General features: G+C 71.1%; 12 protein-coding genes. 2 read left to right on the plus strand and 10 right to left on the minus strand.

From position 1 onward, the window contains the following. A partial coding sequence (locus E1181_RS30145; RefSeq protein WP_207922386.1) for a hypothetical protein occupies positions 1 to 628 on the plus strand: 628 nt, incomplete at its 5' end. Between the two features lie 61 nt (positions 629 to 689). Here the strand turns inward: E1181_RS30145 and E1181_RS30150 are convergent. From E1181_RS30150 to fabG, 3 genes are all read right to left on the minus strand, one after another. Further along, entirely contained in the window at positions 690 to 1,709 is a 1,020-nt protein-coding gene (locus E1181_RS30150) for a ferrochelatase (RefSeq protein ID WP_207922387.1), read from the minus strand. A 126-nt stretch (positions 1,710 to 1,835) separates the two neighbouring features. Then, positions 1,836 to 2,603 (minus strand): enoyl-ACP reductase FabI, encoded by a 768-nt coding sequence (gene fabI, locus E1181_RS30155; protein WP_132679804.1) that lies wholly within the window; start codon positions 2,601 to 2,603, stop codon positions 1,836 to 1,838. A gap of 98 nt (positions 2,604 to 2,701) precedes the next feature. Then, positions 2,702 to 3,406: a beta-ketoacyl-ACP reductase gene (fabG, locus tag E1181_RS30160; RefSeq protein ID WP_132679805.1), complete on the minus strand. Its 705-nt coding sequence runs from the start codon at positions 3,404 to 3,406 to the stop codon at positions 2,702 to 2,704. A 288-nt stretch (positions 3,407 to 3,694) separates the two neighbouring features. Between fabG and trxA the strand changes: the two genes are divergently transcribed. Continuing rightward, positions 3,695 to 4,045: a thioredoxin gene (gene trxA, locus E1181_RS30165; RefSeq protein ID WP_132679806.1), complete on the plus strand. Its 351-nt coding sequence runs from the start codon at positions 3,695 to 3,697 to the stop codon at positions 4,043 to 4,045. A 39-nt stretch (positions 4,046 to 4,084) separates the two neighbouring features. Here trxA and E1181_RS30170 read toward each other — a convergent pair whose 3' ends face one another. From E1181_RS30170 to E1181_RS30200, 7 genes are all read right to left on the minus strand, one after another. After that, on the minus strand, positions 4,085 to 4,807 hold the full coding sequence (locus E1181_RS30170) for an MgtC/SapB family protein (RefSeq protein ID WP_132679807.1): 723 nt from the start codon (positions 4,805 to 4,807) through the stop codon (positions 4,085 to 4,087). Between the two features lie 35 nt (positions 4,808 to 4,842). Further along, positions 4,843 to 5,433, minus strand: coding sequence for a class I SAM-dependent methyltransferase (locus tag E1181_RS30175; RefSeq protein ID WP_132679808.1), 591 nt, complete (start codon positions 5,431 to 5,433; stop codon positions 4,843 to 4,845). A 23-nt stretch (positions 5,434 to 5,456) separates the two neighbouring features. Next, entirely contained in the window at positions 5,457 to 6,437 is a 981-nt protein-coding gene (locus E1181_RS30180) for a VWA domain-containing protein (protein ID WP_207918659.1), read from the minus strand. A gap of 2 nt (positions 6,438 to 6,439) precedes the next feature. Further along, entirely contained in the window at positions 6,440 to 7,324 is an 885-nt protein-coding gene (locus E1181_RS30185; protein ID WP_132679814.1) for a DUF58 domain-containing protein, read from the minus strand. A gap of 83 nt (positions 7,325 to 7,407) precedes the next feature. Beyond that, positions 7,408 to 8,544 carry an AAA family ATPase gene (locus tag E1181_RS30190; protein WP_132679810.1) on the minus strand — a complete coding sequence of 379 codons (1,137 nt, stop codon included), beginning with the start codon at positions 8,542 to 8,544 and terminating at the stop codon, positions 7,408 to 7,410. Positions 8,545 to 8,806: 262 nt separating this feature from the next. After that, the gene (mobA, locus tag E1181_RS30195) at positions 8,807 to 9,379 is read right to left on the minus strand and encodes a molybdenum cofactor guanylyltransferase (protein ID WP_132679811.1); all 573 of its coding nucleotides are present in this window, start codon (positions 9,377 to 9,379) and stop codon (positions 8,807 to 8,809) included. A 45-nt stretch (positions 9,380 to 9,424) separates the two neighbouring features. After that, the coding region (locus tag E1181_RS30200) for an NlpC/P60 family protein (RefSeq protein ID WP_132679812.1) at positions 9,425 to 10,631 on the minus strand (1,207 nt) is incomplete at its 5' end.

Genomic DNA, 10,631 nt, shown 5'->3' on the forward strand with positions numbered 1-10,631 from the left:
GGGACGTCTCCAGCGCCTGGAGCAGCGGCCGCGCCAGCAGGAACCGCCGGTCGTACAGCTCGCCCTCCAGCCGCGACACGTCGCTGACGCCCGCGGCCTCGGCGGAGCCACCCCGTTCTCCAAGCTCGCGATGCGCATCGGCGAAGCCGCCGTGCTGCCCGAAGCCGGACTGGGACTGGTCCCCGAGCGCATCGCCGAAGGCATCCTGCGCTGGACGGTGTTCGAAACCGGCGAACTCCCGCCCGCCGAGCACCTGCCGATCGGCGAAGCCGAGCACGGCATGGCCTCGGCCATGCGCGAGGCGGCCACCGCCCTCATCGAGCTCGGCGTGGCCAAGCAGCGCCCCGGGGTGCGCGAGGAGATCGCCCAGACCATCGCCGCCAAGCCCGCCCCGGACTGGCCGGAGACCATCCCCCAGCGCACCCTGCGGATCCTCCAGCGCGCCACCGAGGTCGAGGCCATCCTGTGGGTGGCCACCGACGACGCCCCCGGCGGCGCCCTGTCGGCCTCAGCGATGCGCAGCCGCACCGACGCCCTGCGCCCGCTGTTCGACGCCGTGCGCGCCGCCCGCCGCGCCTCGGTCGCCGAGATGGTCCGGGTCCTGGCCGACCAAGCCGCCCGCTCCTGACCAACGCCGATGGGGGTGCCCGCTCCACCGAGCGGACACCCCCATCACCAGCTGAAAGCCCTCAGCAGCACCCGGGAGCGCACAGCGCCCCGTTGACCGTCGACCCCGCCATCCGCAGCTCCGAGAGCTTGCACACCGGAGCAGCATCGGTGTGCTCGGCGATGAGCTCCACGATCATCTTCGCGAACCGCGGATCGGTCCCCGCCGTCGCCGCACGCGCGAACCCCATGCCCAACCCGGCAGCCGCCTCCTCCGCCTCGTTGTCCAGGTCCCACACGACCTCGAGGTGATCGGAGACGAACCCGATCGGGCTGACCACCACCGAGCCGACCCCCTTGGCGTTCAGGTCCTCCAGGTGATCGCAGATGTCGGGCTCCAGCCACGGAACCTGCGGCGGACCCGAACGCGACTGCCACACCACGTCGTAGGACTCCACGCCCACCCGCTCGGCCACCAGCCGCGCGGCCTCGGCGACCTGCCGCGAGTACCACTGCGGCCGCCCGTCAGCACCCGGACGCTCATCCGCGCGCAGCGGGATGGAGTGCGCGGTGAACACCAACCGCGCCTGCTCGGCCCGCTCCCCCAGCTCGGCGTAGGCGGCGCGCACGGCGTCGGCGTTGGCCTCCACGAACAGCGGGTGATCGAAGAACTGACGCAGCTTCACCAGCTCCGGCGCCCGCTGCCCGACCGACTCCCGCGCCCGCACGATGTCCTCGTGGTACTGCTTGCACCCCGAGTAACCGCCCCACGCCGAGGTCGCGAACACCAGGGCCCGCCGCACCCCGTCATCGGCCATCCGCGCGACGGTGTCCTCGATCATCGGGTGCCAGTTGCGGTTGCCGAAGTAGATCGGCAGATCCCGGCTCTGAGCGTCCAGCTCGGACCGCAACGCGGCCATGATGTCCTCGTTGAGCCGGTTGATCGGCGACACGCCACCGAAGTGCAGGTAGTGCTCGGCCACCTCGTCGAGGCGCTCCGGCGGCACTCCCCTGCCCCGGGTCACGTTCTCCAGGAACGGCCGCACTTCCTCCGGGCCCTCCGGCCCCCCGAACGACAAGAACAGCAACGCATCAAAGCTCACCGAACCATCATCGCGCCGCTGATTCATCCCCGCGCAACCGGGGCGCACCCGATGTGAACCACGAGATGCCGAGAACGACGGAGGGGCGCCCCGGGCCATCTCCGAGGCGCCCCTCCGCACGAACGATCACACCCCCAGGGAGTGCACACCACCGTCGACCATGATCATCGAACCGGTCGTGGCGGGCAGCCAGTCCGACAGCACCGCGCAGATCGACTTGGCCACCGGCGTCGGGTCGTTGACGTCCCAGCCCAGCGGAGCCCGGTCGCCCCAGCCCGCCTCCAGGTCCGCGAAACCCGGGATCGACTTGGCCGCCATCGTGCGCACCGGACCCGCCGACACCAGGTTCACCCGCACGCCCTTGGGCCCCAGCTCACGCGCCAAGTACCGCGACGTCGACTCCAGCGCCGCCTTGGCCACGCCCATCCAGTCGTAGGCCGGCCACGCCACGCGCGCGTCGAAGTCCATGCCCACGATCGAGGAGCCCTCGCTCAGCAGCGGCAGCGTCGCGGTGCTCAACGACTTCAACGAGTACGCCGAGATCTGCACCGCAGTGGACACGTCCTCCCACGGGGCCTCCAGGAAGTCCCCGCCCAGGCACGACGCCGGCGCGTAGCCGATCGAGTGCAGCACCCCGTCCAGACCGCTGACGTGCTGGCGCACCCGCTCCGGCAGCGTCTCCAGGTGCTCGGCGTTGGTGACGTCCAGCTCCAGCACCGGAGCCGGCTTCGGCAGCCGGTTGGCGATCCGCTCCACCAGGCTCAACCGGCCGAAACCGGTCAGCACCACCTCGGCGCCCTGCTCCTGGGCCGCCTTGGCCGCGTGGAACGCGATCGACGCGTCGGTGATCACCCCGGTGACCAGGATCCGCTTGCCTTCGAGCAATCCGCTCACGAATAAACCCCTTCGAAATCACATGCCGGGCGCCCACGCACCCGAAGTGGCCGGCACCAGCGCTGTGCCGGAAGTCCCTTCACCCGCCGCCGAGCGGGTCAGTGCCCCATCCCGAGGCCGCCGTCGACCGGGATCACCGCACCGGTGACGTACCCGGCCTCGTCCGAGGCCAGCCAGCGCACCGCGCCCGCGACCTCCTCCGGGTCGGCCATCCGCGACAGCGGAACCTGCCCGAGGATCTCCTTCTTGCGCTCCTCGGGCAGATCGTCGGTCATCTCGGTCTTGACGTAACCCGGCGCCACGACGTTCGCCGTGATGCTGCGCGAACCCAGCTCACGCGCGATCGAACGCGCCATGCCCACCAGACCGGCCTTGCTCGCCGCGTAGTTGACCTGCCCCGGACCACCGGAGAGCCCCACCACCGACGAGATGAAGATCATCCGCCCGAACCGGTTGCGCAGCATGCTGCTCGCCGCGCGCTTGGCCACCCGGTACGAACCCGCCAGGTTCGCGTCGATGACCCGGCCGAACTGCTCCTCGCTCATCCGCAGCAGCAGCGTGTCGTCGGTGATGCCCGCGTTGGCCACCAGCACCTCGACCCGCCCGTGCGCGGCCTCCACCTCGTCGAAGGCCGCCGCGACCTGGTCCGGGTCGGTGACGTCGCACTGGACGCCGAACAGGCCCTCGGGCGCACCCGATCCGCGGTGCGTGACCGCGACCTTGTCCCCGGCCGCCTGGAACGCCCTCGCGATGGCCAGGCCGATGCCGCGGTTACCGCCGGTCACCAGTACGGACCGTGCCACTGTGGATCTCCCATCGAACGCCTCAAGATTCGTTTCAGACGCGACATTATCCGCTCAACGAGCCACACCGCTCATCGACTCCTTACACAAAACGGGCCCCTTTCTGGTGGCGTGCCTACACACCGGGCCACCCGCGCACGACAGACCGCACCCGCGGCCAGTACGGTGGCCCACCACGCTCGCACTGATCACCACGAGCGTGGTGCAACCGACATGAACCTGGGGGAATGCGCGGTCCCGCGGCCGGCGTTGCCCGAGTACCTGCCCCACCATCCGAAGAGGGATCCAATGGCCACGGTCGAACTGACCAAGGACAACTTCGACGAGGTCGTCAGCGACGACAAGTTCGTCATCATCGACTTCTGGGCTTCCTGGTGCGGCCCGTGCAAGCAGTTCGCCCCGGTCTTCGAGAAGGGCTCGGAGACCCACGACGACATCGTCTTCGCCAAGGTCGACACCGAGGACCAGCCCGAGCTCGCCGCCGCCTTCGACGTCCAGTCGATCCCGACGCTGGCGATCATCCGGGACAAGGTCCTGGTCTTCCAGCAGCCCGGCGCCCTGCCCGAGAACGTCTTCGAAGACCTCGTCGGCCAGGCCCGCGACCTCGACATGGAGCAGATCAAGAAGGAAGCGGAGTGATCCGCCGGTGCCGGGCCCGCGACCGGGCCCGGCACCGCCTCAGAACCCGCCCTCGACCGAATCGCCGGCGGCCGCGTGCAGCACGCCCGGCAACTGGCTGATCTCCTCCACCAGCGTCGACACCGGCGTCTTGCCCCGCAGCCGCAGCGCCACCACCGCCGTGCGCTGCTCCTCGTCGGAGTCCTCCCGCTCGACCTGCAGGTCCAGCAGCGCCCACCCGCGGCTGGTGCACCTCGTCAGCACGCTGCGCAGCACCCCGTAGCCGTCCAGGTAGCCCACCCGCATCACCTGCGGCTCCCGCAACGCCGGACGCAACACCCGCAACAGGTACGGGAAACCGATCGCCACCAGGAAGTGCACTCCGGTGGTGGCCGCCGCCAGCACCACCAGCCCACCGCCGCAGGCCATCCCCACCGCGGCCACCAACCACACCGAAGCCGCCGTGGTCAGACCGCGCACGGCATCCCGGCGCACGAAGATCAGCCCGCCGCCGATGAACCCGATGCCGGAGACGATCTGCGCCGCGACCCGCGACGGGTCCAGCGACACCCGGTCGAACACCAGCAGATCACCGAAGGCGTACTTGGACACCAGCATGAACAGGCCCGCGCCCACACCCACCAGGGCGTGCGTGCGCAACCCGGCGCTCTTGGCCCGGATCTCCCGCTCCAGCCCGATCAGGCTGGAGAACAGCAACGCCGTCCCCAGCTCGATCAGCAGCGGTAATTCGTCCAGCCCGGACACCACGGCATCAGCCGGCATCCCAAGAACGTAACACCGCCCACGGCGGCGCGCGGCTACGACGAACGCGGCCTGCGGGCCAGGTACACCACCGCCGGCGGCAGGTTCCGCCACACCGTGCGGCTGACCACGGTCTCCTCGAACGTCGCCTTGAGGTCCGCGTGCTGCTTGCGCGCCGGCGGCGCCCACCGCGTCCAGGTGTAGGCGAACTGCGTGAACACCCCGTCCGGGGCCATCACCGACGCCAGCAGCTCCACCAGCGGCACCCCGTCGACCGGCGCGTGCGCCACCCACGGCAACCCGCTGACCACCACGTCTGCCTGAGCGAGTCCGCGCTCGGCCAGCAGTTCCGGAACGCTGCGGGCGTTCCCGCACACCGAGTCCACACCCGGGAACCGGTGCCCCAGATCAGCGGCCCAACCCTCGTTCAGCTCCACCGCCAGGTGCGTGCCCCGCCCGCCCAGGCGCCGCTGGATCACCTCGGTGAACGCACCCGTGCCCGGGCCCAGCTCCAACACGACCGGATCCCCGGTCAGCGGAATCGGCGCCACCATCTGCTCGGCCAGCGCCCGCGAACTCGGGCCCACCGCGGCGGTCGTGGTCGGCGACTTGACGAACTCCCACAAGAAACGAGCTGCCGTGTTCAAGGGGACGAGACTCCTGTCGTCGGCTACGGCAATCGCCGGCCGGCGAACAACGAGATCCCGGCCGCGATGATCGCGCAGAGAGTACCCAGCACCAGCCACGGTTTGCTGGCGTCTGTGTGCTTGGTCTCGTAGCCGATCTGCTCACCCAGCGTCTCGTAGACCTCGCGCAACTGCTCCGCGCTGGCGGCCTTGTGGAACTCACCGCCGGACAGGCGCGCGATCTCCTGCATCGCGTCGTCGTCGACCTCGACCCACTCCTGCTCGCCCTCGATCTCGATCGAACCGTGCTTGGTGCCGAAGGAGATCGTGGAGATCGGAACGCCGCCCTTCTTCGCCTCCAGGGCCTTCGTGTACGCACCGCGAGGCGCGTCCATCTCGCGCGGAATGGTCTGCCCACCGTCGGCCATCAGCACGATCCGCGCGGGCGGAGCACCCGCCGGGCCGCCGACCATCTTCCCGAACGAGTCGATGGCCTGCATCGACGCGTTGATCCCGTCACCGGTCGCGGTCGCCTCGGCCAGCTTGAGGGTGTCGATCGCCTGCTTGACGCTCGAACGATCCGTCGTCGGCATGACCAGCACCGTCGCCGTCCCGGCGAACGACACCAACCCCAGGTTGATGCCGGGCGTGAGCTTGTCGGCGAACTCCTTGGCCGCGACCTTCGCCGCCTCCAACCGGTTCGGCTCCACGTCGGTGGCCTTCATCGACAACGACACGTCGATGGTCAGCATGACCGTCGCCCGGTTGCGCGGAATCCGCTGCTCGGCCGTCGGACCCGACAGCGCCACCGTCAGCAGGATCAGCGCCACCCCCAGCAACGCCGGCGGCACGTGCTTCCACCAGCCCTGCCTGCCCGAGGCGACCCGGTCCAGCACCTCCAGGTTCGAGAACTTCAGCGAATCCCGCTGCCTGCGGCGCATCGCCCACACGTAACCGGCGACCAGGCCGGCGACCACGAACAGCAGCAGGAACCACCACGGCGCGGTGAACCCGGTCAGACTCAACATCACCCAGCTCCTCCGCCGGACCAGCCGCGCTTGCGCGCCATCACGAACCGCACGACATCGGCGATCCAGTCGGAATCGGTGCGCAGCACCAGGTGCGCGCACCCGGCCCTGCGCAGAACCCTTGCCACGTCCTCGCGGTGCGCGGCCGCCGCGGCGGCGAACTCCTTGCGCAGCACCGGCGTCGTGTGCACCTCGCGCCGCCTGCCCGTCTCCGGATCCGACAGCAGCACCGTGCCCACGTCCGGCAGCTCCACGTCGCGAGGATCGATCACCTCGATGGCCAGCAACGAGTGCCGGGCACCCAGCCCGCGCAGCGCGCGCTGCCAATCGGTCGACCCCAGGAAGTCGGAGACCACCACCGCCAGCCCCCTGCGACGCGGAGGCCGCCGCAACGACTCCAGGAGCCCGGACAGATCGCCCCTGGTGCCCTCCGGGGCGCGCGGGGTCTCGGCGACCTTCTTCAACAACGCCCTCGCGTGCGCAGCACCGCCGCGCGCGGGCAGCCGGTGCTGCCCGGTGCCGTTGTCCACCACCGCACCGATGCGGTTGCCGCCGCCGCTGGTCAGGAACATGACGGCGGCCAGCGCCGCCACGGCCAGCTCCCGCTTGTCGCAGGCGGCCGTGCCGAAGTCCAGGCTCGGCGAGAGGTCCATCGCCACCCACGTCTCCAACTCGCGGTCGGCGACGGTCTGCCGGATGTGCGGCTCGGCCATGCGAGCCGTGACAGCCCAGTCCATCCGCCGCACGTCATCACCGGGCTGGTAGGCGCGGGCCTCCCCCGGCTCGCTGCCCGGACCGGGCACGAGACCGAGGTGATTGCCCTGCAGGAGACCGTCGAGCCGGCCGCGCACGCTCAGCTCCAGAGCGCGCAGCGCGACCTCCATCCGCCCGGTCTCCAGGGCCGGCGGCGCCCAGGCCGGGCGGTCACCGCCGGAGTCCGCGGGTGCCGCCACGTCTGCCCCTCCCCTCACTGGTGCGGTGGCATCGGCGGCTGGCCGTAACCGGGCTGCGCGGCCGGACCGACCGGCGCGGCCTGCTGCTGACCGCCCTGCGGGCGGGCCGAGACCTGCGGCAGCGGCACGGTCTGCAGCACCCGGCCGACGATGTGCTCCACCGGGATGCCGTCGGCCAGCGCGTCGTAGGACAGCACGAGGCGGTGCCGCATCACGTCCGGCACGACGTCCACCACGTCCTGCGGCAGCACGTAGTCGCGACCGCGCACCAGCGCCAGGGCGCGGGCGGCGGCGATGATGCCGAGGCTGGCGCGCGGCGACGCGCCGTAGGAGACCCAGCCGGCGATGTCGGACAGGCCGTGGTCGTTGGGCATCCGGGTGGCGACCACCAGCCGGACCACGTAGTCGACCAGCGCGTGGTGCACGAACACCCCGGCGGCGACGTTCTGCAGCCGGATCAGCTCCTCGGGGTTGAGCACCCCGTTGGGCTCGGGCGGGGTGACGCCCATCCGGTAGATGATCTCGCGCTCCTCCTCCGCGGTCGGGTACTCGACCGGGAGCTTGAACAGGAAGCGGTCGCGCTGCGCTTCGGGCAGCGGGTAGACGCCCTCGTTCTCGATGGGGTTCTGGGTGGCCAGCACCAGGAACGGAGCGGGCATCGGGAAGCTCTCGCCACCGATGGACACGTGCCGCTCGGCCATGACCTCCAGCAGCGCCGACTGCACCTTGGCGGGCGCGCGGTTGATCTCGTCGGCGAGCACGAAGTTGGCCAGCACCGGGCCGAGCTCGACGTCGAAGCGCTCGCTGCCCTGCCGGTAGATGCGGGTGCCGAGGATGTCGGCGGGCACCAGGTCGGGGGTGAACTGGAGCCGCGAGAACGAGCCGCCGACGACGCGGGCGAAGGTCTCCACCGCGAGCGTCTTGGCGACACCGGGCACGCCTTCGAGCAGGATGTGCCCCTTGGCCAGCAGGCCGGTCAGCATCCGCTCGACCAGGCGGTCCTGGCCGACGATGACGCGCTTGACTTCGAAGACGGTGCGTTCGAGCAGCTGCGCGTCGCGCGCGGGAGTGCTCGACGAACCCGCCTGACCCGCTGGACGCGCCGCAGCCGCTCCGGCGCCCCCGCTCTCACCGTTGCCGGCCTCGGTCACTTCTCCCAGCCTCCTCGTCGACGCGGCCGTTTCGGGCCGATCAAGATCCTGGCACGCCGCTCGCTCCTCGCGCACGAGGGGGCGCATCGAACGCCCACTCAACCCCATCGGCGGTATGACCGCTGTGAAGCCGAGCCGCGTTCATCGTCCTCGCGGGTTTTCGGTCTTGCCCGGAGAGTATTAATTTTAGTCCACACTGAAGCCATAGAGGCTGTTAACGCTTTGATCGGGCGCTCCCCCGGCCTCGGCGACACGGGAGGGATCAGCGTTTCGGCGTGCGAGCGCGGTGCAGGTCGTGCGGGGTGTCCACATCGGATACCTCAGCTGTGGTGGCATCGATCCGAAGTGGATCCAACGGCGCGAGAAGGGCCCGAACCGGCCGGTTCCGGGTTTCCGCCGGCATCGCCTCGCGCAGCGACCGCAGGCGCCAGAGGCCGACGAGCCACTGCGCGCGACCACCGGGCTCGGACAGGACCGCTCCCCCGGCCTCGGGCTCCTCGCGCAGCGCGGCGCGCAACCGGACCAGCGTGTCCTGGGTGAGGTGCGGGTGGTCAGCGGCGAGGATCGCGACCAGCCCGTCGGCGTCGTCGATCAGGCGCAGCCCGGCCTCCACGGCCGCGAGAGGTCCTCCCCCGGCCGGTTCCTCGGTCGTCCAGCGGACGGGCGTGGCCGTGGGCCGTTCGGGACCCACCACCACGACGGGATCAGCACTCGCCACGGCGTCGAGCGTGCGGTCCAGCAACGTCCGGCCGGCCACCGGCAGCATCACCTTGTCCACGCCGCCGAGCCGGCTCGCTCCCCCACCGGCCAGCACCACCGCCGCGAAATCCGCCACGCGGCAATGCTTGCAGCACCCCTGGCCCGGAGACCAGCCGGGCCGTCAGAGCAACCGCACCGCGTAGGGCGTGATGCCGCCGTAGCGGACCGAGGTGACGCGGACCCGGGAACCCGAGTACGGCGCCTCGACCATCTTGCCGTTGCCCAGGTAGAGGGCCACGTGGTGGATGGCGCCACCGTCGTCCCAGAACAGCATGTCGCCGCGGCGCATCTGCGACAGCGGGACGCGCTTGCCCGACTGGGCCTGGTACCCGCTGTAGTGGTCCAGCGAGACGCCCGCGCCGGCGAAGGCGTAGATCATCAGCCCGGAGCAGTCGAAGCCGGTCTTGGCGTAGTCGCCGTAGGAGTCGGCCACTCCCCCGTCCCGGATGCCGCGCGTCGGTCCGCGCGAGTTGCCACCACCCCACGCGTAGGGCATCCCCAGCTGCGACAGCGCCCGGGAGACCACCGTTTCGACGTCGCCGGAGACGGCCGGTGCGGAGCTGCCCGCCTGGTCGTCGTCGTTTCCGGCCGGCTGGGCAGCAGCGGCGGCGGCCTGCTCCTCGCGGGCCTTGTCCTCCTGCCACTCCTGGTAGTCGGCGCGCTGCGCCTGCAGCCCGGTGACGCGGGAGCGGGCTGCGTCGAGCTCGGCCTGCATCGCGTCGCGGTCTGCCTGCAGGCCCTGGGCCTGCGCGGCCTGCTGCGCGCGGGCCTGGATCGCCGTCTGCTGAGCGGCTTCGGCGGTGGCGCGCGCCTCGTCGGCGGAACGACGCTTGGCCTCGGCCTCGTCCAGGGCGGCGCGGGTCAGGGAGTCCTTGTTGACCTTCTCGATGCGCGCGCGTTCGAGGTCGTCGAGGACGTCGAGCTGGGAGTCGCTGATGGCGTCGAGCAGCGAGGCCCGTTCGAGCATCTCCTGCGGGTCGCGGGCCCCGGCGTAGGCGGTGATCGAGCCCAGCTTGCTGCCCTGCCGGTAGCTGCTGGCGGCGAACTCGTCGAGCCGGTGGCGCTGCGCCTCGATTCGGCCTGCCGCTGAGCGCGCTTCGGCGGCCGCCGCGTCGGCAGCGGTGCGGGCCTGGCCGTAGGCGGCCTCGGCTCGTTGGAGGTCGACGCGAGCCTTGTTCGCGTCCTCCATCTTGACCTCGACCTGCGACTGCAGACCGACGAGCCGGGACTCGGCCTCGGCGAGGCGGTTGGCCAGTTCACCGGCCTGGCCCGCGGTGCGCTGGGCTTCGGCCTTGCCCGCCTGGAGCTCGGCGTCGCTGGGGTTGGGC

The sequence above is a fragment of the Saccharopolyspora terrae genome (assembly GCF_004348435.1).
Classification (GTDB): domain Bacteria; phylum Actinomycetota; class Actinomycetes; order Mycobacteriales; family Pseudonocardiaceae; genus Saccharopolyspora; species Saccharopolyspora endophytica.

What these genes read in the sequence shown, in the direction of transcription:
- trxA (WP_132679806.1), top strand. Translation starts at nt 3,695, where the DNA reads ATGGCCACGGTCGAACTGACCAAGGACAACTTCGACGAGGTCGTCAGC.
- E1181_RS30170 (WP_132679807.1), bottom strand. Translation starts at nt 4,807, where the DNA reads ATGCCGGCTGATGCCGTGGTGTCCGGGCTGGACGAATTACCGCTGCTG.
- E1181_RS30185 (WP_132679814.1), bottom strand. Translation starts at nt 7,324, where the DNA reads ATGGAGGTCGCGCTGCGCGCTCTGGAGCTGAGCGTGCGCGGCCGGCTC.